This window comes from Sphingosinicella sp. SM1-17, from assembly GCF_056821765.1.
Genome location: NZ_JBPDIO010000001.1, coordinates 1,786,755 through 1,811,673, shown reverse-complemented (window position 1 = coordinate 1,811,673; position 24,919 = coordinate 1,786,755). Strand labels below are relative to the sequence as shown.

The following is a 24,919-nucleotide window of genomic DNA, read 5'->3' as shown; positions in this document are numbered from 1 at the left end:
CACGCTAGCCCGCCCAGGGCTCACCTTCCGGAGTGCCGCGGCCGAGCCTGTCGGGGAGCGGCTCGCCCTTCGGGGTGAAATCCAGCGACACCGAATTGATGCAGTAGCGCTCGCCGGTCGGCGGCGGTCCGTCCGGGAAGACGTGGCCCTGATGGCCGCCGCAGCGCGCGCAGACGATCTCGATCCGGATCATCCCATAACTGGTGTCGCGGACGTAGCGCAGATGCTCCGGGGCGAAGGGCTCGGTGAAGCTCGGCCAGCCGGTGCCGCTTTCGAACTTGGTCCCGCCCGTGAACAGGGGAAGGCCGCACAGCCGGCAGGTAAAGGTCCCTTCCCTTTTCTCGTCGAGGAAGGCGCCGCAGAACGGTGCCTCGGTACCATGTTCGAGCAGCACCCGCCGCGCATCCGCGTCGAGATCGGCAACCAGCGCCCGAAACTGATCCTCGCTCGGCGGCGTCAGGTCGAAGCTTGTTTCGGCGGCGGCGTTCATCCTTCTTCTCCTTCGTCCGGGGCGTGGCGGTCCGGCCGGTGTCGGCACGGCGCAGCCCGCTTGATGTGGGCGTCTATTGCGGCGTCGCCAAGTCGTTCCCCCATTCGGTCAGCTTCGCGGCTCATGCTTGCCCGGGCTGGGGCGGCCCTCCTGTTGCTTTTGCTTGGAAGGACCATCAACCATCGAGCGCGATGCCGCTATCGGTACCAGAAGGCTTCTTGGTTGGAGTCCTCGGCTACCATGTAAACCAGCGCCCCGTTGCGGAAGGAGGCCACACCTGACCGGTAGCTCACGCGGCCTGACTGATCCGCAGCGCCGCGCACCCAGCGAAGCGTGATCACGCCGGTCGGGCCTCTGCTGCAAAGGAAGGAAAAGCGATAGACGGCGCGAAGATCGCTGAATTCGACCAGCAGGGCCTCGACGTCGCCCTGAACCGGCCTTTGGTTGAAGCGAATCAACGGACGCGGGCGGAGAGCGGTGCGACGTGGGGAGTAAAGCGGGCGAGTGACTTCGAGCGTGTCGCGGTCGCAGCTAGCCTGGTAGGTTTCGGTCCATGGCGACGCCGGAATCGGCTCCCGGGGGGCGATCACGAGTGGATCCTGAACGAAAAGGGCGAGGACAAGTGGCAACATTGATCGATCTTCCTTCAGGTTCGCCCTGGACCTTGCGTTCTGCGCTCGATCCTTGGGTATGAACTCCTCAACACTTAGGACCCCACCGTCCCATACGTTGGTGGGCTTGACGAGATTACGTCATGCAACCGTTGCCCGTCAAAAACCTGTAGTGCTGAGTTGGGCCCTCGTGAACTTTCCAGAACTCCGACTGGGCCGCGTAAAAGGGGCCACCCTCCACGCGTAAGCGAAGTGGTCAGGCACTAATCCTTCCCAGGCCTCAGGGTCACTCTCGATGCTCAGGGGAAGATCGTCGAGGATACGGACGATCACTGAGCCAAAAAACCGAACTCTCAGGATCTGCCTGCCGTCGGGAAAATCCCATTCGGCTACCTTGGCGTGCCAATCGCCGCCGGACCAGCCATAGCACGCGCACTCGGGACCCGGCGGGGGCCTTGCGCGTAGTCACGGGATGACTGCGCGCCCTGGAATCTTCCCGACCTTCTTCCTTTCCGGATTCGAATGTTCGTCCTTCGACTGGAAGGAGGTCGGCCGGCGCGATCTGACCCGCGAGCTCCAGCATGACGTCCATGCCGACGAGGATTATGAGATGCTTCGCCGGCTGGGCATCGGCGCCGCGCGCGAGGGCATCGCCTGGCCGATCGTCGATCGCGGCACCGGCGACCATGATTTCTCCGGCATCGAGCCCTTCCTCCAGGCCCAGCGGCGGCACGCCATTCTGCCGATCTGGGATCTTTGCCACTATGGCTATCCCGACGGCCTCGATCCACTGTCCGATGCCTTTGCCGATCGCTTCGCCGCTTATGCGCGCGCCGCCGCCCGCCACGTCGCGGAGCGCGCCCATCACGGGCCGCTGCTGTTCACGCCGATGAACGAGCCGACCTTCTGGGGCTATATGGGCGGGGAATGGGCCTGGGCGGCGCCGTTCGGAACGTCGCGCGAATTTCGCCGCCGCTTCACCCTGGCGCTCGCCCGCGCCGACATTGCCGCGGTGAAGGCGATCCGCGAGGATTTCCCCAACGCCCGGATGGTCCATATCGACCCGTTGATCTGGGTCGTCCCGCCGCGAGACCGGCCGGATCTCGCCGCGGCGGCCGAGCGCGAGTCGATGGACGACGCCTATCTCGCCTGGGACGTGATCGCCGGGTTGCGGCACCCGGAACTGGGCGGAAGCCCGGAGATCATCGATATATTGGGCTTCAACAATTACAGCTTCGGCCAGATGGAATATCGCCCGTCCGGGCCGCACGTGCCGCTCGATCCCGGCGACGACCGGATCCGGCCGCTCAGCGACCTGGTCGAGGAAGCCTGGGCCAAATATCGCCGCCCCTGCATCATCGCCGAAACTTCCGGAATCAAGGGCGGCCGGCCGGACTGGCTGAACGACGTCGCCGCCGAAGGGCTGGCCGCACTCAACCGCGGCGTCGACCTCCAGGGCATCTGCCTGTTCCCGGCGGTGGACATGACGGACTGGCACACCGGCGAATGGCTCCACATGGGGATCGCCGACGTCGAACCGCTGCCCGGCGGGATCCTGATGCGCAGGCCGTTCGTGCCCTATGTCGAGGCGCTGCACCGCTGGCAGCGGCGGCTGCACCGCGTGACCGCGCTGGACGACGATCCGTTCGACCAACCCGTCGACCTGGCCGACGTCGCCAAAGCGGCGGCCGAGCTCGACCTCAGGGGCGACGCGGACTGGAACTGATCGAAGCCGCTTGCTCGCGCCAACGCAAGCGTGCCTTGAGCCGCGGCCAACTCGCTCGAAAGCCCGAATCTTCAACAAAGGATGACAAGGTCACACCGCCAGGCCAGCGGCGTTGCGCCGATCTTCGAGTCCACTTTGTCGAAGTCGATTGGCGGATCGCGCCACAGATCCTCAACCATCCAGTTCAGTCACCGTCCCAAGTCGGCGAAGATCACGGCAAGAGCTTATATCCAAAGATGACGATTGCACTTCTTTGCACTTCATGATCATCTGCTGTTTCGGGATAGAATAGCGACTCGACAAGAGTCCGACACCGTCAGCAATCGTGACCACCGGATCGGCAGGCGCCAGTCCGTCAACTACGTCATTTGTCCCCGTCTTGCGCAAGTTGGAGCAGCTCCTGATCTCCAGTCAGCGCGGACGAAGGTGGATCAAGCCAAGGAGTCAGCGGCGAACGTTCAAACCGGCAAATAGGGGGTGCGAACATGAGTGGATGGACGCAGTTGGTGGCAGCCGCGCTTGTTGCGGAGATTCCGGCGCCGGCGCTCCGGGCGGTCACCCTGGCCCAATGGGCCCTCGAAAGCGGCTGGGGATCCTCGCCGCTCGCCAAGGCCCACAACAATTTCAGCGGCCTCAAATGGCGGCCGGAAATGGCGGGTGTGGCCGAGAAAGTGAGATATCAGGCCCATGTCGGGGCCGACGATTATTGCAGCTTCGCGTCTCCCGAAGACTTCATCCGCGGTTACTGGCGTTTCATCGGCCGATCCATCTATTCGGGCTGGCAAGCCCATGCCGACGACCCGGGCGGCTATGTCCGTTTCATCGCCAGCAAGGGCTTCGCCGGCATTCCCGACTATGCGGATCGTGTTCTTGCGCTTCTGCCGCGAACCGAAGCGCTCGTCCGCGCTTTCGCGGAGATTGCTTCGCCCGGGGCGGCAAACGGCGCGCCCCGTTCCGGACCCGCGCCCGCGCCCGCGCCCGCCCCCGCCCCGTCATCGCGATCGCCGGCTCCGGCACCGGTGACCGGAGAGCCGGAACTCGCCCCCGAGGAAGCTCGGCCGGGCCGAGCCTCGCGGGGCGAGCAGCTGGCGGACCTTATCCCTCCTGCCGAGGAGCCGCGCTTCAAGACGCTCGGCCACGTCGTTCACAAGTTGAGAGGCCGGCGTCCAGGAGGAATCGAAGGGGCCATCGTCCATTATGATGCGGGACGGACCCGGCCCGCCAGAGGTCCCGACGACCCCGAACTGGGCGCCAAGCGAACCTTGGAGGGTGGCCAGCGCGACGGTTACGCCTTTGCGACCATCTCGCGAAGCGGCACCATCTACCTGCCGACGAACATGGACTGGCAGAGTTGGGGATCGCATGCCGGTGAAAGCCAATGCCCGCGCACCGGCCGGGAATGGGTCAGCCGCTTCTATGTCGGCTTCGAAGTCAACTGCCCCGGAATCGTCTACCCGACCGCCGATCCCGACCTGTTCGTTCCCTGGTTCGAAGCGGTTCGGGACAGCAAGGGCAATCCCGTGCTCGACAGCCAGGGGCGGGCAAGAATCGCCAATCCCAATGGCGAACTCTACCGAAAAAGTTCGCTCAACTTCGTCACCCAGAATTCCGGGAACCTGCGCAAGGGCGCCTATGTCCCCTACACCAAGGAGCAGGTGAAGGCGCTGGTCGACGTGATCCTCTGGCTGAAGCGCAGCTTCACGACCTTCCGGCTCGATTCCGTCTTCGGCCATGACGAAGTGGCGCCTCGAAGAAAGACCGACCCTGGCGGCTGCCTGATCCAACCCGCCGGAGCGGGCCCGGGCGGCGTCTGTTCGATGGCGGATTTCCGAAAGCACCTGATCGAGGCCTGGGAAGAACAGAAGAAGTTGATCGCCTGAATGGCGGGCAGCCGCCGATCGCGTTCGGCGACCCGCAAAAGCGGAGCAGGGTCATGAACGAGCCCAAGCCAAAGTCGGACTGGCAGATCGTCCAGGAAGAGGAGGATGCGCTCATCCGGGCCCGCCGCGCCTGGATCGAGGATTCGGGCCTGGACTGCGCCGCAAACCCGACAGACCCTGTCGGCCTTGCCTTGTCCGGCGGCGGTATACGGAGCGCGACCTTCAGCCTGGGATTGCTCAAGTCGCTGAGCAAGGCCCGGCTCCTCCACTCCATCGACTATCTCTCCACCGTCTCGGGCGGGGGCTATGCCGGGTCCTTCTATTGCAGCCTGTTCGTTCCGGTCAGCCGTCGCGGCGCCGCGCCGAAGGGTGCGGCGGCCCGGGCCGCGGCCGGGGAAGACGATGGCAAGCCGCCGCAGTGCGGCGACGGCGAAACTGTTGCCCGGATGCTCGGCGCCGACGTCTTCGAATCGCGGCGCGGCCGGCAGGCCATCGCCCAGCTTCGGCAGGGCGGCCACTATCTTGCCCCCAACGGCACCAGCGACGCGCTGTTCGCCGGAGTGATCGCCATCCGCAACTGGCTTGCCGTCGCGCTGGTCGCCGGCCTGGCGACGCTCGGCGGCTTCCTGCTCCTCAACCTCCTGCTGAGACTATCGGAGGGGGCGCTGGACAAGCCGCTTACACGTCTCGGCCTCAGCGGTTTTCCAGCCAATATCGACAGCCCCTGGGCAACCCTCCTTGCCGTCCTGGCGCTGTGGCCGGCGGCCTGCGCTTGGGCTTACTGGTTTGCCCGCAGCGGCCAGGTTCCCCTGTCCCGTTTCTGGCGGCTATTGAGCATCCAGACCTTGATCGCGACGTTGATCGTCGCTCTTGCCCTATCCTGGCCGGCGCAGAAGGGACAGTGGCCGGATTATCTCCGGTTCTGGACTCCGCTCGTCGCGGCCCTGGCCTTTGCGACCTACGCGATCGCCCAGGCGCTGGCCTACTGGGACGACAAGCGAAGCTGCGCACCGCGCGCCGTCGACGTCACCCAGGCCCTGGCCGAGGAGGACCGGATCCGGGCGAGGCTCAGCCGCTGGCTCCTTCGGGGCGTGCAATCGTTCTTGGCGCTCGGGACGCTCGCGGCGATCGACCTGGCCGTCGGACGGCTCTTCGCTCCGGACTCGAGCGGGCCCGCCGCCGGCAAGCTGGCGGCGGCGCCGAGCCTGGGGGAGAACGGCTTCGAGAAGATCCTCGAGCTGCCGTTCGGGGACATTGCCCTGATCGGCGGCGGCGCGATCCTCGGCGTGGTCCTGCTTCGGCTCCTTCTGAACGCTTCGATGGGACGATCGCGCCGTGGCAAGAAGGCGCCCCTGATCCCCAAGTCCGTGCTTCGGGCCTTGGCGCTGGTTGCGGGCTTCGGGCTGCTTCTCCTGTTCGTCCTGGTGTGGGCGTCGCTCGCCCGAGCCGCCAGCCTCTATCTCGCAACGACGCCCACGCTCTACCAGCCGGACGGCCAGGTGCCGGCCGAACTGATCAACAACGTCAACCTTGCCATCTTCACCGGCGTCGTGGTTGGCGCCGCATTTCTGCTGGGGCAGGTGGATGCGCTCCTGAACCGGTCGTCGCTGGCCACTTTCTACAGCGGCAGGCTCCGCTCTGCCTATCTCGGCGCGACCAATCCGCGCCGGTGGATCCGCGCCGTCGACAATCCGGTCGCTCGACGATCGGGCAAGGGGCGGGAGGTCGATCGGGACGATGCCTATGACGAGATCCACCTGGATGCCTATTACGACAAGTCGGTGATGGCCCCGATCCACCTCATCAACGTCACGATCAACGAAACGACCAGCCGATCCTCCCGCATCGTCCAGCGGGACCGCAAGGGCAAGTCGATGACGGTGGCCCCTTCCGGCTACATCTATCCGCCTTTTTCTCCGGCCGATCCGGTCGCGCTGATCCGGCGCAAGGGCGCCGAGGATCTGCCCTTGTCCTCCTGGATCGGGATTTCGGGCGCGGCCTTCACCACCGGTGCGGGCCACAACACCTCCCTGGGCACGGCGATGCTCGCCGGCCTGATCAACATGCGGCTGGGCTATTGGTGGGAGCATTGCCCGCCGAACCGCACCTGGCACTTCAACCCGGGCCGGCTGGTCCAGGGCTATCTGCTCAACGAATTGCGCGCCAGCTTCGAAGGCACGGAAGGTGAAAGATGGCACCTTTCCGACGGCGGCCATTACGAGAATACCGGCATCTACGAGCTCGTCCGCAGACGCGTGCCGTTCATCATCGCCAGCGACAATGGCGCCGACCCGGATTACGAGTTCGCCGACGTCGTCAGCCTGATCCGCAAGCTCAGGATCGACTTCGACGCCGAGGTCGAATTCCTGGACGAAGCGCAGCTGGAACGGCTGTTCGGCGGGACGCCGTGGGCCGAAGTGTTCGGCACGCTGGACGGGATCAGGGGCCGCGGAGTCCGGGCCCGTGATGCAAGCACGGCCGACGAGGCCCAGCCCAAGGCCGGGCCCTATGCGACATTGGCGCGGATCCACTATCGCGGCGATCCCCGGAAGGAGAAATCGTCCACCCTTCTCCTCATCAAGCCGCGAATCGCCGGGCGCGAGCTTCCGGACCTGCTCCAGTATCGCGAGGAGAATGCCGCCTTTCCGCAGACGCCGACGACCAACCAGTTCTTCGACGAAGCGCAGTGGGAAAGCTATTTCCGGCTGGGCCAGCTGATCGGCGACATGATCTTCGACAAGAAGCGCTTCGACAAGGCTGAGCCACGCTGGCGGCCCTGGGAGCTGGCGCCGCTGACCGAAAACCTTCTGGCCGAAGCTCCGTCTGACTCGGAAAGGAAGTCTCCGTCATCGGGGCGGCGGCGCTCCAAGGGCCTCGACCATCCTCGAGTGATGGCCGAGGCCATGGGTCCAAGTCTCGAGGCGGCGGACAAGAACGGCCATTGAACGCTTCGCGCCGGTCACGAAGCTGAATTGCCGCAACTTACCGGCGCCGAGGAACGCTTACCCGGAGTGGTCCTGTTGCGCCGATGGTTTGTGCCTCATGGCGAGGCGCTGCACGGTGGCAGCGACGGCTCTACCGGGCGACCGAACTGGACAAGGATCCGTTCCACGAACCCGTCGACTTGGCCTACCTCGCAACAGCGGCGGCCGAACTCGACCTCAAGGACCACGCCGACTGGTGTTGAGGCGCCCGAACGGCTCGTTCATCGCTGTGGTGTTGCAGCGGATTCGACGCCCACTTCAACGGCGCGTCCCGGAGGAATCGAAGATGCTGGATAACTGAAGCGCACTTGACTCACCGCATCCACGACGGAGGCCGGAGGTGCCGCACGGATCAGTGCCTCGAGGCGACGCTGACTCACGAAAAAGCTTCTCGTCACATCGACAGACAATTGATCAATCAGAGGTGTGAACTGCTGCACGAGAGCTGTGTCGACGGTGAGATTGCCCTCAATGGCCGTGATCGGATCCACCGGCAGACCTGTCAGCCGTGCCTGGATCACGGCGAGAGTTTCCTGACTGATCGTTCCTCCACTCTTGACCAATTGCGAAAGCCACCAGAGGGTTCCCAATTGATCCGCCGTCAGTTCTTGGACCTGGAGACTCTCCTGAATCCGGGCGATCACCTCCTGATCGTGGCCTCCTGTCGCGGCTGCACGGCTATTCGAGGTTTGCGGTGCCGGAGCGATGCGTCCTTCCCTGATCGCGGTCTGCGCCAATTCCAGGATATTTCCAGGGGTGCAGATCATCTGGTGATCGATCAGATGCCGAGCAGCCGTGTAGAAGCCGACGTCTTGCGAGAGTATTCCGGCCGCGTGCTCGTCGGCGGCTCGCATTGTCAGCGTTCGGACGGAATTCACATTGGCCGATCCGAACAGGAACTCAGTTTCATACAAATCTAAGCCGGCAATTGTCGCACTTTGGCCGATACCTAGGATCTGGATTGCCTCCTGCCGACCTGCATCCGTATCGAACTCGGCGACTCCGATGATGCCGGTGATTAGCGCACTAACCGGTGCGACCGCTCCGCGCAGGATTCGCTCCCTAGTCTGGTTTCCGGCACGTTCGGCAAAGAAATCATTGCACCTCATCCGGTTCAAGGTGATCCCGGAATCCATCATTCGCCGTGCAAGGATTGGATTATCGGGCTCACGCAGCGAAGCGCAAGCTTTGTCATGGAAGTCATAGGTCAAGTTCATCGGCGTTACTGGGCGATCACTCGGTACCGTAGCTGGGCAATCCCGTTTAGACGCGTCGTCCCCGTCATCGACATATCCGCCTTGGATCAGCCGCCTTGGACCATAAACCGTATTCCCACACGCCGAAACCAACAATGCACCGATTATCAGACCTACAGCAGATTTCGCGTTCGTCATCATTGATTCCCCCAGTATAGGCACTCTGCATACTTTTTACCCTCAAGCAAATGCTTAGTACGGCCAATCAAATCTTTCATTGAGGGCCAATTCGAAGACTCCCTGATTAATCGACACCGACAGCACCGACTGGCGGTAGAATGCGCTTTGATCCACGTGTCACGGCTAGATCCTCCCCGCCCTCAATACCCCCGCCACTCGGCGATCTTGCTGGCGACGAAGCCGACGCAGGCCTTGGCGTGGGCCTGTTGCTGGGCGCTGTTGTTGGCCATTCGCGATCCGACCTTGCCGGCCGGCTCGTCGAAGCGGACGACATTTTCGAAGGCTTCCCAGACATAGGCCGGGAATTCCTTGCGATAGGCGTCCAGCGTCGAAAGCGCGGCGAGATAGTTTTCGCGCTCGCCGCCGGCGCCGCCGCCGACCCGGCCGACCCCGGAATAGTTGGCGACCACCCGCGGCCCCGATCCGACGATCGCCCAAAGGCCGCGGACATGGTCGACGGCGCGCGCCTGCGGAGCGTCGAAGCCGGGGCCGCCATCCTTCAGCCAGCGATCGACCGTGGTCGTCGCCTGGTTGCGGAGCACCCGCACCATCGACTGCCTCTTGCCGCCCAGTTCGCCGGTCAGGTCGACGACCATCGTCGACCGGTAATCGCCGTGCCGGGCGGTGAAGGGGGAAAGGATCGGTTCCGCCTCGGCTTTCCTGATCCTCTGCTTGCGCTTCGCCTTTGCCATGATCCTCAGCTCCTCGCCTGTGCCTGTTCGATGTCCGAAACCGCGCCCGCCGCGCCCGCGCCCGCCGCCAACGCCAATGCCGCCGCCGCGCCCTGCGGGACCGGCGGGTCTAGGGGCGGACCCGTCCCCGGCCCCGCCGCTTCAGGCCCGCCGCGGAGCCTTGCCGCCTCGGCGCGAAGCCGCTGCGCCTCGTCGTCGCGGCCGATCGCGGCGAACCAGGCCGCGTTGCGTTCGCACCATTCGGCCTGCTCGGCCGGGCTCCGGCGCGAAGCGGCGGGGCGGTTGCGGCGGACGTCGCGGGTTCGCCCCTCCTCCGGTTCGAACACGTCCTGCCAGCAATTGACGGTGGAGCGATCGAGCACGTCGCCGACATTCCAGCCGGCCTCGGCGATCTGCTGGAGCTTTCGGAAGATCCGTTCCGCCGCGAACGGGGTCAGCGGCTTTCGGATCCTCCGCCGCATCTCCTCGAACGCCGCGAAGTTCGCCGCCGGCACGAAATCGGGAAGGGCGATCGTCCGCCGCCCGGCTTTTGGGGGGGAACCTTTAAGGGGGGGATCGGAAGGTGGGGTTTTGGAAGGGGGGTGTGGGGGGACCCCTTTGTCCAGGAAACCCGCGCCGGACGCGTCCGCGGACCCGCCACCGGACCTGTCCGCGCCGGCCGTCGGAGCGTCCGCGGACGATCCTTGCGCTTCGCCCCCGGTCGCCGCCGCCGCACCGCGCTTCGCCCGCTTGCGCGCGGCATCGCGGGCGCGCCGTTCGGCGGCCCGGCCCTGCTCCGCCTCGATCGCCTCGACGGCGATCGCGATCGCTTCCGGCGGAGCGCCGGCGGCGGCCATGTTGCGGATCAGAGCGGACAGGCTCAACGCGCGCCTCCCGCCCGAACCTCGTCGTTCGCGAGGATGAATGGGTCGGCAATGCCGGCGGGAAAGCGCATCGCCTCTTCCGGGAAAGCCGGCGCCGATACGTCGGTGCGCCCTTCCCTGCCGTGCGCGCAAAGGATCGCGTCTCGTCCGATCACAACAGCGCCTCCACCCGAACGATGGCGGGCGCTTCCAGATCGTTGCGGCGCTCGATCGTCAGCCGGTCGATCCAGCGCTGGCCGGGACAGCCGGGGATCGCCTCCGCCAGAAGATCGGCGACCACCTTCTCCCGCCCGCTTAGGTCCGATCGGTGGGTGAGGTTCAGCTGGATATGGACGGCGAACGGGGCGGCGATGCGCGGTTCGCCCTGCATTCGCCATTGTTCGACCAGCACCTGCCCGGCCACTTCCTTCCACATCCGATATTCCGCCGTCGGCCGGGCGCGGGCGCCGGCACGGGTCGGCGGCGCGTACAGGCCGTCGGCGGCAGGCGGCATCGGGATCCGCGCAACCAGAACGACAGGGACCTGTCCTGAGCCCGGTCGAAGGGCCTGTCCTGAGCCTTGTCGAAGGGCCTGTCCTGAGCCGGGTCGAAGGGCCTGTCCTGAGCCTTGTCGAGGGAACATGGTTCAGCCCTCCTGTTCCGGGCGGGCGCGAAGAAGTGCGAGTTCGTCCCGTTCGCGAACCAGATCGGCCAGCGCCGATCTGACGGCGTCGGGATCGACATCGCTGTCGGGCAGATGTTCATAGGCCGCGGCCCAGAGCATGGCGTCGACCCGCGCCTCGTCGCCGGCCAGGACGATCCGGCGAAGCAGCGGCCGGAGTCTTTCCATCCGGCTCATCGCCCCGCCCTCCCCGCAGGGGCGAGGGCCGGGGCCGCTTCGCCGCCGGACCGGACCGGGCCGTTTGAAAAACATGACGCATATTCAAACCGGACGCCGGGGGAGCGCACGGGGCAGGCGCGCGCCTTTCGCGCTGCGAGAGCGGGCCAGGCGGCGGCGCCCGGCGCGTCGGTCGGTGCGTCGGCCGACGCAGCCTTGGGGGTTCGACTCGGGTTGGCTTGACTCATGATCCGATTATCGGATATTGCGTGCGCATTGGCAAGCCGATTATCGGAAAATTTTCAGCGACCCTTTCCGACCTTCATGGCAGAAAGGGATAAGGTTTGCGCTTGGATGAGGAAGGGTGCCGTGGAGGATTCGCCGTTCGATCGCGATCTCGTCCGGCAGCGGATGAAGGAATTGAAGGTCACCCAGGCCTTCCTCGCCGAGCGGCTGGGCCTCCCCCAGTCGGCGGTGTCGAACATCCTGTCCGGCACCCGCCAGGTGAAGGTTCACGAAGCCTCCTCGATCTACCGCACTTTGGGACTGGAGCGGGCGTCCAACGTCCAGCTCGTCCCGATCATCGGCATGTCCAATGCCGGCAACTGGCGCGAGGCGATCGCGGCGCCGGGCGGGGCGATGCCGGTTCCGACCGGCCTGGCGAGCGGCCGCGCCTTTGCGGTGGAGGTGAAGGGCGACAGCATGGAGCTGATCGTCCAGGAGGGCGAATATGTCGTCGTCGATCCGGACCAGACCCAGCTGTACAACGACAAGGTCTATCTGATCGAAAATGCCGAGCACGAGACCCAGATCAAGCTGTACCGGAGCAATCCGGCGCGGTTCGAGCCGATGTCGCGCAACGACATGCACCAGCCCGTCTTCATCGGCCAGGATCCGCTGCGCGTGATCGGCCGGGTGGTGTGGCGCGGCGGAAGGCTCTGACGCCGGCGCCGACCGCCGGCGCCGCGGCGGGCGATGGGAGCGGCGGCCGATAGCTGATCGTCGAGGCTCGAGACCGCCCGCTTAAGGCGCGGGCGACACGCGCCGGACGCGACACAAGCACGCCATGCTGGCCGGCCGACCCCTCACCTCACATCGGCTGCACCTGTCCTCACCATCCGGAAACCGGATTGACTGTACTATCCGATTATCGTATATATCGGGTAGCAAGGAGGGCCGATATGAGCGATCCGTTTCCGGCCCCGCCGGCGCCATCAGCGCCAACCTCCACCTCCTTTGCCCCGACCGATCCGATCGCCCTCCCGGACTGGCGCGCCTTGCCGGAGGCGGAGCGCCTGCTGGCGAGCTGCGCGGAGCGGCCGCCGCTCACCCACAGCTGGCGCACCCGACCCTGCCGCGACCTGGTGACCCGCTCCTCGAGCGCCGACTGCCGCGTCCGCCGCCTCCGCCAGCTCTACCGCACCGCCGAACCGCCCCGCGAAACCCCGCCTGGATCGAGTGGCTTGCCCTGACGCCCCAGGCGGCGATCGCCCGCGCCGTGGCCGAGGCGCAGCGGGGCAGGCGGCGCTCCGTCCCCGCCGTTGAGCGGGACGCCGAAGCCGCCCGACCGCAAAGAAGGACCGCCGCATGACTGACTTCGACACCGACCGGGTGATCTACGTCGACCTCTCGCCCGCCCCGCTCAGGGGCGACGTGTACGGTCACCACGCCTATGCTGACCGCTTGCTTGAAGCTGGCCGCCACAGCGCCACCATCATCAGCAGCGCACTTGCGGTGAAAATCAGGGAGTGCGGAAGCGCGCCTTCGTTACCCGAACTTCCACGAGTCACGACACGAGTGCGGATGCTCGATCCGGAGATATGGTGCGTATCTAAGACGTGCGATAGGAGTGGCTAGTCAGCACTAGATTGCCGCCAACTGCCGTCGCGCTAGATCTGATCTGAATTAAAACACCTATCCGTCGCGGCTCTCGACACATCGATGAAAAACTATAGCGATTCACTCTGGTTGCGTTAGGATGGGCTAAGGGGGAGGCTTACCTATGGACTTGGCAACTCGACTCACTGAACTTGCGGCGCGAACCGAGAAACACCGGGAAATCCTGCTCACTGAGGAAGCAGCCAAGACAGCCTTGGTGCTGCCGTTCTTGCAAGCCCTCGGCTATGATGTTTTCAATCCGGGAGAGGTGATCCCGGAGTTCACCTGCGACGTTGGGACGAAAAAGGGCGAGAAAGTCGATTACGCGATCTGCGAAGAGGGCAAGGTTCGGATCCTGGTGGAGTGCAAGCCTTCATCGGCTGAGCTCAACGTCAGCCACGCCTCGCAGCTCTTTCGCTACTTCACGGTCACGGATGCGCGCCTAGCGATCCTTACGAATGGGGTTGTCTATAAGTTCTATTCTGACATTGATCAGCCGAACAAGATGGACGTAGAACCCTTCTTCACGTTCACGATGAGCGCGATCCGCCGACCTGACCTGCGCATTCTTGAGAAGTTCAGCAAGACAAGCTTCAACATAGACTCGATCGTCGAAGCAGCCGGCAATCTCAAACTGGAATCCCTCATCCGAAAGGAGGTCGAGAAGGAGGTCGCCGAACCTTCCGAGGAGTTTACCCGTATCATCGCTAGCAGGGTACACGGCGGCCGTGTGACGACAGCCGTCAAGGAAAACTTCCAGCGCCTGATCGCGAACGCGTTCAGTTCGATCGTCAAAGACGTGGTCAATGATCGCCTGACGAATGCCCTCAACGCCAGCTCCTTACCAGAGGAGGATGAGGTCGAAGATGAGACGCAGGAGGTACTTGTCACGACGCAGGAGGAAATATCGGGTTACCATATCCTTCAGGCGATCGCGGCGAAGGTAGTGGACCCGAAGCGTGTCGTAATGAGGGATGCCAAATCCTATTGCGCTATCCTGCTGGATGACAACAACCGCAAGACGCTCGCTAGGCTGCATTTCAACGGCATTGCCGTAAAATACGTGGGGACCTTCTCAGGAAAAGATGAGCAACGCCATCAAATCCAGGATTTAACGGACATCTATAAGCTGTCCGACAAGATCGAAGCCCGGATCACTGAACTTGGAGGCTGAGGACAGGTAAGCTCCGTCGCCCTCTGACTGTGGTCGACACCACCGCTCCAAGCCTGAACTGCGGCGGATCGTTCTTCCAAGGAGCCCGAGATACCGCTTTGGCGGCTCTGAAGGGGATACTGCTCCTCTTGCTGAGCCGAGCAGCGCGGACGCTACTGCGTCGCCGATCGTAAGCGGTGAACCGCGGAACTCCATGGCTCTTAGTCTGCGGTCGTTCGCCGCCGTTCGGAGTTCAAGCGAAAAGTATTGCCTCCTCGGCGGGTGAAGGGGGCTTGTATACTAAAGCGCGATCGCCAAGGTGGGCTACTGCTTCAGCAACGACTGCCCGCGAAGTCGATCCAGTCCAGCGGACGCAATCGAACTATGACAATGCGCGCACAGCCAAGTACCTTTAGCGGTGAACGTCGACGCGCCCATGTGAAGCTCACATCGAATACGCCGCTTGGTGCGTCGGTTCTGCTAACGGACTGTAGGCGTCTCGCAGCTCACCCCCGATACGGCTCGCAGGCCACGCCGTCTCCGTCCGCGTCCAACCCGGAGCGGTAGCCCGGCTCATCCTCGTAGAGCGGGGCGACTCCCGCGGCTCGGGCGGCCGAGCAATTGGGATAATAAGCCGAACCTTCGGAAGCCTCGACCTCGCCCGGCGTGTCGGCCGTCACTGGAGAAGTCAGCCAGTCCATTCCCGGCATTCCGGACGAGGCCCAGCTTGCCACAACGACCAGCAGCCCAGCCTTGGTAAGCAAGTCGCGATAGCGGCGCTTCCGTCGCAGCTGCTGCCCCCGGCGGCTGAAATGAGGGTGCGGACGCGGGACCATCGTCCACAGTCTAGATCCTAGTTCCTACCAATTTCTTGAGCTTTGGCCGGTGCTCAAACCCTGCTTCAACTTACAACATTGCTTGTGGCAGTCGTGCTGCACAGTCCGCCTCATCCGCAAAATCTCCCGGGAACACTCGCGCTTAGCGCCGGTTCTCCTCCCCTGAACAACGCGCGCATCGCAAGCGCCGGCCCAGCCGGCCGCAGCGCGGCGCGACAGGAGGAAAGAGCCATGTCCCATCATTCACCCGAACAGGATGTCTGGGCGATCGCGGCGAAGCAGCGGATCGCGATGCTGACGGTGGAGGAGGAAGGGCGTCTGGTCAGCCGGCCGATGGCCTCGCTCGTCCGGCCGGAGGATCATGCCATCTATTTCGTCACCCGGCTGGACGCCAAGGTCGGGGAGATTGGCGGGTCGGCGCCGGTCAATCTCGCTTATGCCGATACCCACGCCAACACCTATCTTTCCATTTCCGGGACGGCGCGAACGTCGCAGGATCGGGAAAAGCTTCGCGAGCTCTGGTCGATGTTCACGGAGGCCTGGCTACCGCAGGGGCCGGACGGCGTCGACGTCGCGCTCGTCACCGTGGAGCCCGAAGAGGCCAAGCTGTGGGACGCGACGAGCAGCAATCTCGTTTATGCCGGCAAGGTGCTGAAGGCCGTCGTCACCCAGTCGCCGCCGGACGGCGGCCGGCTGGAGCAGGTGCATATGGGCGGCGGCACCGGCGGCGCGCCCTCCGGTTCGGGCGGCACCGGCAGCGGCACCGCGGCGCCGGACCGAAAGCTGTTCGAGGATTTCGAAAAGGCGCAAAAGGAACGGGCCGAGGATCTTTCCGCGCCCAGCGCCGCCGGGCCGACGGTCTAGGCCGACCGTGTAGGACCTTCGCCATGGCCCTCCGCCTCAAGCCGCTTCGCGAACAGGTGATCGTCATCACCGGCGGATCGAGCGGCAACGGCCTCGCCACCGCGCGCATGGCGGTGGGGCGCGGGGCGGCGGTGGTGCTGGCGGCGCGCAACCGGGAGGCGCTGGAGCGGATCCGGGCCGATCTTTCCGCCCGCGGCGGCCGGGTGGCGATCTGCGCCGCCGACGTGGCGGTGGAAGAGGATGTGGAGCGCATCGCCCAGGTGGCGATCGACTCGTATGGCGGCTTCGACAGCTGGGTCAACGATGCCGCCTCCGCCACCTATGGCGCGGTCGAGGACGTGCCGATGGACGATCATCGGCGGATCTTCGAGGTCAATTATTTCGGGCTGCTCAAGGGCTCTTTGGTGGCGCTTCGCCATCTTCGCGCGCGCGGCGGCGGGGCGATCGTCAACTTGGGCTCCGTCTTGTCCGACCGGGCGATGATCTACCAGGGCGCCTATTCCGCCTCCAAACATGCCGTCCAGGCGGCGACGGACGCGCTGCGGATGGAGCTGGAGCGGGACCGGGCGCCGGTTTCCGTCACCCTGATCAAGCCGGGATCGGTCGCCACGCCCTATCCCGAACACGCCCGCAACTATATGGACGCGCCGCCGCGGCTGCCGCCGATGCTCTACGATCCGGCCCTGGTGGCGGAGGCGATCCTGTTCGCCTGCGAAACGCCGCGCCGGCAGCTTTATGTCGGCGGAAGCGGCTGGCTGATCTCGCTTGCCGGACGGCTGGCGCCGCGCGCGACCGACCTGGCGATGGAAAGGTTCGGCGTGTCCGCGCAGCAGAAACCCGGCGATCCCGGCGATCCGGCGAAGCGCGACAATCTCTACGCGCCGCGCCGCGACGGCGACGAACAAGGCGGCCAGGACCTGTTCGTCCGGCAGACGAGCCTTCTGCTCCAGGCGCAGACCCAGCCCTTGCTCCTCCCCCTCGCCGCCGCCGCCGCCGCGATGGAGCTGGCCGGCGGGCTGGCGCGAAGCCTCGCCCCGCCGCCGCCGCGCCGGCGATCGCCAACGCCCCGACCCAATCAGCACAGGAGGACGCCCATGTCGGACGAGGACAGGAACAAGGAACAGAGGGGCGAAACGCCCGAACCTTCGGCGGACGAATCCGCCAAGCGCGAGGAAACCGTTCGGGTCCAGGAGGAAGCGGCCGAGGAGCGGGAGAACGAGCGTGGCTATCAATAGCGACGATCCCACCCGCGGCACCGGCGCCGACAAGACCACCACCGCCGGCCCCCAGGGGTTCGAGGACGCGCCCCACGCCCATGACAATGAAGGGCCGGAATCGGGAACGCCCGATCCGGCGCGCGGCGGCTGCCTGAAGTTCGGCTGGGGCTGCCTGCCGCTCTTCGTCGGACTGTCGCTGATCCCGGCGGGGTTGATCTTCTAGAAGCGCTACGGGGCCGTAATTCCCCGCGATTGCGTCCGCCGCGCTCTATGGAAGGGTCGGCGGCGCGCAGGCGATCGTCGCCGGCTCGGGCAGGGGCTTGGATGGGCATCGGGGAACGTAGCGCAGTTTCGTCGTCGCCAAAGGCGGCCGGCCCCCAACTTCGATCCGGCGCCTATCCCGAATTGCGGCTGTTCCTGTGCCTTTCCCTGGTCGCGATCGGCGCGGCGGCGATGGTCGGCTGGGCGACCGGAACCGAATGGCTGAAATCGGTCATCCCCGGCCATTCGACGATGAAGTTCAACACGGCGCTCTGCTTCCTGCTGGTCGGGATCAGCCTGGCCGCGGCGGGGAGCCGGCGCCGCCCGCTGCAGATCCTTGCCGCCGCGCTCGGCGCCATCGTCGCGCTGATCGGCGCCCTCACCCTGTTCCAATATGTCGCCCATGTTCAGCTCGGAATCGACGAGCTGCTTTTCCGCGATCACGGCACCCTTTCCGGTTCCGGCCATCCCGGGCGGATGTCGCTTCTGACCGCGACGGCCTGGCTGACGCTCGGCCCGGCTTTGGTCCTTCTCGGAGTCGCCCGCCACCGGGGCGCGATCCGGATTGCCCATGGCCTCAGCGGCTATTCCGCTTTTGTCGCGATCCTCGCCGTCGGCGGCTACAGCTTCGGCGCCGAAGCCTATCTCGGCATCGGATTCTACACGGCGATCGCCTTCCACACCGCGCTCGGCCTGCTGATCGCCGTCGCCGCCGCGCTGATGACCCGGGCCGACGAAGGCTGGCTGGAACCCTTCCTCCGCTATCCCAGCGCGCGGGCGCTGCTCGCCCGGATCCTGCCGCTGTCGATCCTGATCCCAGTCTCGCTCGGAGTCCTGATCATGGTCGGATCGGGGCTCGGCGGCTATGACGCCGCCTTCGGTTTCGCCCTGTTCATCCCGGCGACCTGCTTGGCGATGGTGATCGTCACGCTGAGCGTCGCGATCCAGATCCGCGAGGGCGAGCAAAGGCTGCAGGACAGCCGCCACGAACTCGAGCAAAGCCGAGACCATCTCCGGCTGCTGGTGGCGGAGCTCAACCACCGCGTGAAGAATACCCTCGCCATCGTCCAGAGCCTCGCCCAGCAGAGCTTTCGCGGCTCCGGCCAGCGGGGCGGTGTCGAAGCGTTCGAAGGGCGGCTGCGCGCGCTCGCCGGGGCGCACGATCTGCTTACCCAGGAAGAATGGGGCTGGCTCGGCTTCCGCAACTTCGTCGAAGGCACGCTCGCCGTCCATTCGCCGGAACAGTTCGACCTGGACGGCGCCGATTTCCGACTTCCGCCGCGATCGGCCGTCACCTTCGCCCTCGCGCTCCACGAACTCGCCACCAACGCCACCAAATATGGCGCCTTGTCGGTGCCGGAGGGGCGGGTTCGGGTCCGATGGGCGCTCGAAGGTTCGAAGCTTCGCCTCAGCTGGACGGAAAGCGGCGGCCCGCCTTGCAAGCCGCCCAGCCGCCGCGGCTTCGGAACCCGGATGCTGGAACGGGCGCTGGCAAGCGAGCTGGAGGGCGAGGTGCGGCTCGACTTCGACCCTTCGGGCCTGGTCTGCACGATCGACGCGACGATCGCCCGCTGAACGCCGGGCGGATTGCGCGCCCGACGTGGGGCGCGGTCAGCCTGAGCGGGAAGCAAAGTGGGGTTCCAGGCCACCTCCCACAATGAAAGATAGTGATGAACGCTTACGAAAGCCTCATGCAGGGCCTGAACGAAGCGCTGGAACATGCCCAGGGCAAGGACATCGGCGCACGGGTCCACACGATCGACGTGCCCGCGTGGACGTTGCAGCCATCAGGGCGAAAACCGGCCTGTCGCAAAGCGCCTTCGCCCGGAGCATCGGAGTTGCCAAGGGAACGCTGGTCAATTGGGAGCATGACCGAAGGCAGCCCACCGGCCCGGCTCAGGTGCTGCTCGCCATGATCGCGAAGAGGCCCTCGCTCGTCAGCGAGCTGCTCCGCTAGCCCTTCAGGGCCGGATCAGCTCGCCGTTTCGGCGGGTAGCGGCCAGAGGCGGTCCGGATCGCGTTCGAGGACCCGGGCTGCGACCCGGTGGAAGCTCGGCGCGGAAAGCCGGCCGCTTTGGGCGGCGCCCAGCAGCCATTGTTCGATCGATCCGCCCTGCCGGACCCAGCCGTCCTGGCGAAGAAGGCCGTAAAAGCCGCCCGCCATCACATGGATTCCGTCGTCGCTGTTGCGCCAGCGGTCGGCCGGGTTGCGCGCGACCCCGAGCGCTTCGCTGATCAGCTGGTCGAGCGCCTGGGCCAGGTCCTCGTTCACCATGCCTTCCAGGGTCGTATAGCCCCAGCGCGGATCATGATCGCGGACGATGCGCATGATCAGCGGATCGCGTTCGAACACCGCCATCGCCGCCAGAGCGGCGGGGCCGTCCATCGCCACCGGCGGGTGGAGCATTTCGTGGGCGGCGATGCGGACCGTGGTCGCGATGTCGTAATCGGCAGCCTGGAGGAAGGTCTGCCCCTGGACCTTGATCCCGTGCGGCTTGGAAAAGCGAAGAAGCACGACCTCGATCGCGGGATCGAAGCTCCGGCCGGTCAGCTTCTCCTGCCAGCGCACCACGTCATAGCCGTCCAGGCCGCGCTGGACCTCGCCGACCCTCGCGTCGAGGCCGGCGGCCTGCTCGGCCCGGAATTGCGAGAAACCGGCCTGCCGCATGGCGAGCAGGATCGCCTCCAGGCGGGGGGCGGCCTGGTCGAACCAGCGCCAGTTGCGATCGCTCCAATAAGAGCTGGCGCGATAGGCCGGGAGCAGGCTCCGTTCGCGCGATCGAAGCGCCGAAAGCAAAGTATCCAGCGACCGGTCGGCCCCGCCCGAGGAGAACATCAGCGCCAGAGCCGGCCCAAGCAGTCCATAGCCTTCGGCCTGGGCCGAGGCCCATAACCGGGGAATGTCGGCACGGATCGGCTCGGCAAGCCGGGCGCCGAAGCTTTCCGCCTCCGCGCCATAATAAAGGGTATAGAGCTCGCCGCCGGAAAGCGGGCCGAGAAAGGCCAGGGCATCGAACCCTTCGGACGATCGGACCCGCCACTCGGTCCGTCGGGCCGGCGACTGGAGGCCCATGAGCGGCGCCGGAAGGGCGACGGATGCCGCGAGCGCGGCCCCGGCCAGGAGGAAGGATCTTCGTTTCATGCCGCCCGTCTAGCGGGCGGCGGCGGCCGGCTCTTGAACGGACTTAACGCAGCTGCGCCGGAGTCCGCCCGGTCAGGGCCAGGCAGGCGCGGGTGAGATGGGCCTGGTCGGCAAAGCCGGCTTCGAGCGCGAATTCGGCGAGGGATCCGCGCCATTCCGGCAGAGCCCGAACCGCGCGAAGGGCGCGATGTTCGGCGCGGTAACGCTTGGGACTTGTTCCATAAGCGAGGCGAAAGGCCCGGCTGACCGACGGCGGCGCCAGGTTCATCGCCTCGGCCCACTGATCGAGGCGGAACGCCGCCGACCGGCGAAGCTCGAGCGCGAGCTGGTCGGGCCAGTCGAGGATCGGGGCGTCGATCGGCTCCAGCGACTCGATCAGGAGAGCGGCCGCGTCCCGGGCATCCACCTCGGCGATCCGGACGACGGCGTCGGGATCGCGGACCCGGCCGAAACCATGGCTCGGGTCCTGATCGAGCGGCAGGTTGAGAACCATTGCGCCGGAGCGGCCGAATTCGTCGCGATGCGCCTCGTAAGCGTGGTGAAAGACGGCCTGCCCCGCTTCGACCCGGAGCCGGCCGCCATCGCCCGCCTCGACATAGCCGCCGGCGAGCACCAGCGCGACATAGCCGTCACGGTGGCGATGGCGGGGAAGATTGTCCCCGCCATCGTGGCGGGTGACGCTGCAGCGGCGGGCGGCCGCGTTCCGCCGGGCTCCGGATGGCGATTCCACGATCCCCGTCCTAGCCCCAGTTCGCGGCAAAGGCGACGCCCGCCGGCCATGGATCAGAATCTCAGCCCGACCGAGACCCGGAAACCGAGCAGCGCGCGGCCGCCCTGTTCCTCGGCCGAGGCTTCGGCCGCGAAGGTCGATCCCCCGATCCCGCCGATGAAGCGGAGCGCGCCGCTCCAGCCGTCGGTGCGCTGGTCGGGTTCGAGGGTGAAGGGATCGCCATCCTCGAAGCGGGCGGTGGTGGATCCGAGCGTTCCGGACAGGATCTGGCGGCGGCCGCCTTCGATCTCGGCGCGAAGCCGCAGATCGTCGGGGGCGGTGCCGCCGAAATCCCAGCCGGCGGTCAGCGAGGCGCTGGCGGCAAGCTCGTCGCTCTTCCGTTCCTCGACGACGAGGTTGAGGCCTTCGCCGCCCTGTTCGGCATAGCCATCCTCCGTCAGCCGGTAATAATCGATCCCGGCGGCGGGCCGGAGCGAGAATCGGCCGAAGCCCAGTTCGTAGGAGATTCCGGCGGCGGCCGAATAGAGCCTGCCGTCCCAGCTTCCGACCGCCGTCCGGGTGACTTCGCGGCCTTCATCGTCCTGGCCGTTGAAATAACGCTTGCTTTCGAGATCGAGCATGGCGGCGGACCCGCGCGCATAAGCGGCAAACCGGCCGAAGCGGGCGCGCCAATAGCCGGCCAGTTCATACTGGCCGATGCGCACCTGATTGTCATTGTCGCCATTGCCGTCCTCGCCGGCCATATAGGCGAGCGAAAGGCCGAAGCTGCCGATTCCGGTCAGCCGCTCGACCCCGGCCGAAGCGCCCCAGCCGGTCACGTCGTAGGAAGCGGTGTCGCCGATATCCTTGGACGTGCCCCAGGCGAGCTGCTGGAGCCACAGGCCCCAGTCGCCGCCCAGGTCGGCGAGCCTCGGCTGGGGGTCGGCGAGGAACCGGGCGGAGGTTCGCGAGGCCACGGTGACGGTTTCGAAGACGCCGCCGGCATGGTCGGGAAGCATCGACCCGAAGCGGCGGCGCAGGGTTTCGGCATCGGTGACGGTCAGGAACACGCCGGCAATGCCTTCGTCGCCGTCGAGCGCGTCGAAGATCGCGTCATAGGCGCTCGCTTCCGACCGGTTGAGGCCGAGCTGTTCGGCGCTCTTGCGTTCGATCACCACCGCCAGCGAATTGCCGGTCGCTTCCAGCGCGCCGTCGAACAGGAAGGGCAGGGTCGAAACGTCGAGGCCGAGCTGCGGAGCGCCGGTCAGTGTGCCGGCCTGGAGAACCACATAGCGGCCCTCGGACTGGCTGATATTGGCCAGCCTGACCCGGATCCGGCTGTCCGCGCCGAAGTCGGCGGCTCCGGCCACGTCGAGCCGGGTGTTGCGCCCCGCCGCGGCATCGATGCCGACCGTGAGCCGGCTCTGGCCGGCCAGGGTCAGCGACGTGACGGACACCGGATCGAATCCGGTCAGTTCGAGATTGCCGCCATCGAGCCGGACGGCGAGGCCGGAACTGCCGACGAGGCGGCCGGTGAAGCTGGCCGTTCCGCTGATGTCGAGCCGGTCGGCGCCGCCGCCGAAGTCGGCCGTGCCGGAGAAGCTCGACGATCCGGAAAGGGCGAGCCGGTCGGCGCCGGCGCCGAAGCTGACCGAACCGGCGAGCGAGCCGGCCTGGAGGTCGACGAGGTCGTCGCCGGAGCCCAGCCGGACGTCGCCGGCGATCCGTGGGGCCTGAGCGCCGCTGGCCGTCGGCGCGAGCTGCCGGATCACGGCTCCGGATCCGTTGGCCGAAAGATCGATGGCGATCGCTCCGCCGGCGGCGGCCGATCCGCCGCTGGCCAGGATCGCGCCGCGATTCTCGACCAGCGACACTCCGCCCGACAGATCGGTGATTGCCGACCCGACCGCTTTCTCCCCGGCGCTCGCCTCGATCCGGCCGCTGTTGCGGATCGTTCCAACGTCCGCGCCCTGTTCGATCAGGATGGCGCGGGCCTGGTCGCCCTGGTCCTTGCCGGCCGAGGCAGCCACCGCCCCGCGCACCTCGATCTCGGCGACGCTGGCGCCGCTGCCGATGCGGATGGCCGTGGCGTCGGAATCGCGCGACGTCGCCGTCACCGAACCGCCGACGCTCATTCCGTTGGCGATGAGGACATTGCCGCCCTGGCCGCCGATGACGAGCCCGTTGCCGTCGACCCCGGAATAGGTGCCGGCGCCGGTAACCGAGCCGTCGATCACCAGGCCGAAGCCCCGGGCATTGCCGGCGACCGGGCCGATGGCGATGTCGCGATCCGCCGCCCCGATCTCGACCGCGGCCGCTTCCCCATAGGACAGAATGGCGGCGCTTCCTTCCTGGTCGTCGGAAATGCCGTCCTTGTCCTCGTCATTGTCGGTCGTGCTGTTGTTCGGCGGCGGAACGGCGAGAATGATCCCGCCCGCAACATTGCCGGAAATCCGAAGCGCCGCCCCCCCCTGGAGGAGATCGTCCGAATCGAGCTTGGACGTGTCGGCCGGCGGAGTGGTGGAGCGGTAGCCGCTGGCGGTGATACCGCCCTGGACGAGCAGGGCGCCGCCAATGTCGCCGGCCAGATCGACCGCGACCGAATCCTGGCCGCGAATCTCGACCACGCCGCGAAGCGTGACATTGCCGCTGACTTCGCCGGCGCGGATCCCGTGCGACCGGTCGCCGACGATTGTGATGGTGCCGACATTGGTGAGGCTGCCGTTGAGCCGCGAACCGATCGAGATTCCGCCGGAATCGTTGCCTTCGATCTCGATCCTGCCGCTATTGCCGACATTGCCCGTCAAGACGCCGCCCGGCGCGACCCGGATGCCGAACCGGCGCGAACCCTGGGCGAACGGGCCGTCGAGATCGCCATCCTTGTCGGCGTCGGTGGCGGTATAATCTTCGAGAACGCTGATCGTGCCGCTGTTGGTGAGGCTCCCGGTCCGCCCCGGCAGAGCGAGGATGGCGGTGGAATCACTGGCGGCCTTCTCGAACCTGATCGTTCCGGCGTTGGAAACATTGTTGTCGCTGTCGACCGTGACGGCGGTCCCCTGGCCGAGCTCGATCGAACCGTTCGACCGGATTTCGATATTGGCCGGCGCGCCCGACGAGGCGGTGGAGGTTTGCACCGGGGTGGTGATCCGGCTGTCGATCACGCGCTGGGCCGAGGCCGGATCCGCGGCGACAGCCAGGACGATCGGGGTGAGACAGGTGCAGGCCAGTAGGTGACGCATCGGGTAACGATCCTCGCTTGGTGATGAAGACCGCCGGAGGGGCGGCGTACGGCCATGACGCCGCGCGCCTGGCGGTGCCGCAGTCGAGGACGGTAGATTTCCCGGGGTCCGGTCGGCCGGG

The 24,919-nt window shown here is 66.2% G+C and carries 22 protein-coding genes; 11 read left to right on the top strand and 11 right to left on the bottom strand.

Annotated elements, in window-relative coordinates; all coding sequences use genetic code 11:
- Nucleotides 1-4 precede the first annotated feature (4 nt).
- Together msrB and ACRYLT_RS08990 are read right to left on the bottom strand one after the other, a co-directional pair.
- Nucleotides 5-490 carry a peptide-methionine (R)-S-oxide reductase MsrB gene (gene msrB / locus ACRYLT_RS08995; RefSeq protein WP_482663749.1) on the bottom strand — a complete coding sequence of 162 codons (486 nt, stop codon included), beginning with the start codon at nt 488-490 and terminating at the stop codon, nt 5-7.
- Nucleotides 491-687: 197 nt separating this feature from the next.
- On the bottom strand, nt 688-1,122 hold the full coding sequence (locus tag ACRYLT_RS08990) for a hypothetical protein (RefSeq protein WP_482663748.1): 435 nt from the start codon (nt 1,120-1,122) through the stop codon (nt 688-690).
- A 451-nt stretch (nt 1,123-1,573) separates the two neighbouring features.
- Here ACRYLT_RS08990 and ACRYLT_RS08985 point away from each other — a divergent pair, with 451 nt between their 5' ends.
- From ACRYLT_RS08985 to ACRYLT_RS08975, 3 genes are all read left to right on the top strand, one after another.
- Nucleotides 1,574-2,827: a hypothetical protein gene (locus ACRYLT_RS08985; RefSeq protein ID WP_482663747.1), complete on the top strand. Its 1,254-nt coding sequence runs from the start codon at nt 1,574-1,576 to the stop codon at nt 2,825-2,827.
- A gap of 485 nt (nt 2,828-3,312) precedes the next feature.
- The gene (locus ACRYLT_RS08980) at nt 3,313-4,707 is read left to right on the top strand and encodes a glucosaminidase domain-containing protein (protein ID WP_482663746.1); all 1,395 of its coding nucleotides are present in this window, start codon (nt 3,313-3,315) and stop codon (nt 4,705-4,707) included.
- 53 nt (nt 4,708-4,760) lie between these two features.
- Nucleotides 4,761-7,652, top strand: a complete 2,892-nt coding sequence (locus ACRYLT_RS08975; RefSeq protein ID WP_482663745.1) for a hypothetical protein — start codon at nt 4,761-4,763, stop codon at nt 7,650-7,652.
- A 260-nt stretch (nt 7,653-7,912) separates the two neighbouring features.
- Here the strand turns inward: ACRYLT_RS08975 and ACRYLT_RS08970 are convergent, their stop codons facing one another.
- From ACRYLT_RS08970 to ACRYLT_RS08950, 5 genes are all read right to left on the bottom strand, one after another.
- Nucleotides 7,913-8,908: a hypothetical protein gene (locus tag ACRYLT_RS08970; protein WP_482663744.1), complete on the bottom strand. Its 996-nt coding sequence runs from the start codon at nt 8,906-8,908 to the stop codon at nt 7,913-7,915.
- A gap of 359 nt (nt 8,909-9,267) precedes the next feature.
- Complete coding sequence (locus tag ACRYLT_RS08965) at nt 9,268-9,819, bottom strand: hypothetical protein (RefSeq protein WP_482663743.1); 552 nt, start codon at nt 9,817-9,819, stop codon at nt 9,268-9,270.
- 5 nt (nt 9,820-9,824) lie between these two features.
- Nucleotides 9,825-10,682 carry a hypothetical protein gene (locus ACRYLT_RS08960; RefSeq protein WP_482663742.1) on the bottom strand — a complete coding sequence of 286 codons (858 nt, stop codon included), beginning with the start codon at nt 10,680-10,682 and terminating at the stop codon, nt 9,825-9,827.
- A 151-nt stretch (nt 10,683-10,833) separates the two neighbouring features.
- Nucleotides 10,834-11,175: a hypothetical protein gene (locus ACRYLT_RS08955; RefSeq protein ID WP_482663741.1), complete on the bottom strand. Its 342-nt coding sequence runs from the start codon at nt 11,173-11,175 to the stop codon at nt 10,834-10,836.
- Between the two features lie 132 nt (nt 11,176-11,307).
- A complete protein-coding gene (locus ACRYLT_RS08950) occupies nt 11,308-11,520 on the bottom strand; it encodes a hypothetical protein (RefSeq protein ID WP_482663740.1) in 213 nt (70 codons plus the stop codon).
- A gap of 333 nt (nt 11,521-11,853) precedes the next feature.
- Here ACRYLT_RS08950 and ACRYLT_RS08945 point away from each other — a divergent pair, with 333 nt between their 5' ends.
- From ACRYLT_RS08945 to ACRYLT_RS08935, 3 genes are all read left to right on the top strand, one after another.
- Complete coding sequence (locus ACRYLT_RS08945) at nt 11,854-12,441, top strand: LexA family protein (RefSeq protein WP_482663739.1); 588 nt, start codon at nt 11,854-11,856, stop codon at nt 12,439-12,441.
- Nucleotides 12,442-12,680: 239 nt separating this feature from the next.
- Nucleotides 12,681-12,971, top strand: a complete 291-nt coding sequence (locus ACRYLT_RS08940) for a hypothetical protein (RefSeq protein WP_482663738.1) — start codon at nt 12,681-12,683, stop codon at nt 12,969-12,971.
- A 530-nt stretch (nt 12,972-13,501) separates the two neighbouring features.
- Nucleotides 13,502-14,551, top strand: a complete 1,050-nt coding sequence (locus tag ACRYLT_RS08935; protein ID WP_482663737.1) for a type I restriction endonuclease — start codon at nt 13,502-13,504, stop codon at nt 14,549-14,551.
- 485 nt (nt 14,552-15,036) lie between these two features.
- Here the strand turns inward: ACRYLT_RS08935 and ACRYLT_RS08930 are convergent, their stop codons facing one another.
- Nucleotides 15,037-15,366, bottom strand: coding sequence for an excalibur calcium-binding domain-containing protein (locus ACRYLT_RS08930; protein WP_482663736.1), 330 nt, complete (start codon nt 15,364-15,366; stop codon nt 15,037-15,039).
- A 231-nt stretch (nt 15,367-15,597) separates the two neighbouring features.
- Here ACRYLT_RS08930 and ACRYLT_RS08925 point away from each other — a divergent pair, with 231 nt between their 5' ends.
- The 5 genes from ACRYLT_RS08925 to ACRYLT_RS08905 all read left to right on the top strand — a co-directional run bounded on the left by ACRYLT_RS08925 (nt 15,598) and on the right by ACRYLT_RS08905 (nt 19,665).
- Nucleotides 15,598-16,230: a pyridoxamine 5'-phosphate oxidase family protein gene (locus ACRYLT_RS08925; RefSeq protein WP_482663735.1), complete on the top strand. Its 633-nt coding sequence runs from the start codon at nt 15,598-15,600 to the stop codon at nt 16,228-16,230.
- 23 nt (nt 16,231-16,253) lie between these two features.
- A complete protein-coding gene (locus ACRYLT_RS08920) occupies nt 16,254-17,465 on the top strand; it encodes an SDR family oxidoreductase (RefSeq protein ID WP_482663734.1) in 1,212 nt (403 codons plus the stop codon).
- Entirely contained in the window at nt 17,452-17,670 is a 219-nt protein-coding gene (locus tag ACRYLT_RS08915) for a hypothetical protein (protein ID WP_482663733.1), read from the top strand. Before ACRYLT_RS08920 ends, ACRYLT_RS08915 begins: the two co-directional genes overlap by 14 nt.
- Before the next feature lie 101 nt (nt 17,671-17,771).
- A complete protein-coding gene (locus tag ACRYLT_RS08910; RefSeq protein ID WP_482663732.1) occupies nt 17,772-19,283 on the top strand; it encodes a sensor histidine kinase in 1,512 nt (503 codons plus the stop codon).
- Nucleotides 19,284-19,479: 196 nt separating this feature from the next.
- Entirely contained in the window at nt 19,480-19,665 is a 186-nt protein-coding gene (locus ACRYLT_RS08905; RefSeq protein ID WP_482663731.1) for a helix-turn-helix domain-containing protein, read from the top strand.
- 15 nt (nt 19,666-19,680) lie between these two features.
- On the opposite strand, the gene ACRYLT_RS08900 is transcribed toward ACRYLT_RS08905, so the two are convergent.
- Genes ACRYLT_RS08900 through ACRYLT_RS08890 form a run of 3 tightly spaced genes read right to left on the bottom strand, consistent with a single transcriptional unit; the run spans nt 19,681 to nt 24,798 of the window.
- Nucleotides 19,681-20,850 (bottom strand): hypothetical protein, encoded by a 1,170-nt coding sequence (locus tag ACRYLT_RS08900; RefSeq protein ID WP_482663730.1) that lies wholly within the window; start codon nt 20,848-20,850, stop codon nt 19,681-19,683.
- A 43-nt stretch (nt 20,851-20,893) separates the two neighbouring features.
- Nucleotides 20,894-21,580, bottom strand: coding sequence for a helix-turn-helix domain-containing protein (locus tag ACRYLT_RS08895; RefSeq protein WP_482663729.1), 687 nt, complete (start codon nt 21,578-21,580; stop codon nt 20,894-20,896).
- A gap of 53 nt (nt 21,581-21,633) precedes the next feature.
- Nucleotides 21,634-24,798, bottom strand: coding sequence for an autotransporter outer membrane beta-barrel domain-containing protein (locus ACRYLT_RS08890; protein ID WP_482663728.1), 3,165 nt, complete (start codon nt 24,796-24,798; stop codon nt 21,634-21,636).
- Nucleotides 24,799-24,919: the final 121 nt, after the last annotated feature.